The 226-nt window shown below is 37.2% G+C and carries 1 protein-coding gene; it reads right to left on the reverse strand.

The annotated features are described in order from the left end of the window. A partial coding sequence (locus E1163_RS30805) for a hypothetical protein (RefSeq protein WP_221417851.1) occupies positions 1 to 226 on the reverse strand: 226 nt, incomplete at both ends.

Consider the following 226-nt stretch of genomic DNA (forward strand, 5'->3'; position numbering starts at 1 on the left):
ATTTCAATTCCTCCAAGGTACGATTAGCAGAAGCGCCTGGACCTTTTCTCCTTTTCTTACCATGATATTTCAATTCCTCCAAGGTACGATTAGCAGAATAAAATACCCGGAGAAAATGGTAATACTTGTAGTATTTCAATTCCTCCAAGGTACGATTAGCAGGAAGTTTCTTAACTATATATACAATCGCTAAACAGAATTTCAATTCCTCCAAGGTACGATTAGC

Origin of the sequence: Fulvivirga kasyanovii, from assembly GCF_009711405.1 — a bacterium.
GTDB classification, from domain to species: Bacteria; Bacteroidota; Bacteroidia; order Cytophagales; family Cyclobacteriaceae; genus Fulvivirga; species Fulvivirga kasyanovii.